The sequence below is a fragment of the Photorhabdus africana genome (assembly GCF_035181445.1).
GTDB classification, from domain to species: Bacteria; Pseudomonadota; Gammaproteobacteria; order Enterobacterales; family Enterobacteriaceae; genus Photorhabdus; species Photorhabdus laumondii.
Genome location: NZ_JAXBVE010000323.1, coordinates 1 through 223, shown reverse-complemented (window position 1 = coordinate 223; position 223 = coordinate 1). Strand labels below are relative to the sequence as shown.

The following is a 223-nucleotide window of genomic DNA, read 5'->3' as shown; positions in this document are numbered from 1 at the left end:
CAATAAAATCACCGCCGCGCTGAGTAATTAACGCAAGGGTTTCTTTCTGGCAATGCAGGGCATCCATAGTGACAATCGCGCCATCAAGCGCCAGTAATTCAATCAATTGTCGGGCAACCGGACCTTCCTGACCTTTGCTTTCGGCTGCCTGATGGTATAGGGCTACACCGGATTCAACATCATAAGCACTGACCACATGCAGGGCTTCAAATAATGTCCCCTT

Annotated in this window: 1 protein-coding gene; it reads right to left on the bottom strand. The window is 49.3% G+C overall.

Features of this window, described 5'->3' with window-relative positions:
- Nucleotides 1–223, bottom strand: a 223-nt coding sequence (locus SLS51_RS23940) for an ISAs1 family transposase (RefSeq protein WP_323840935.1), incomplete at both ends; no start/stop codon positions are given.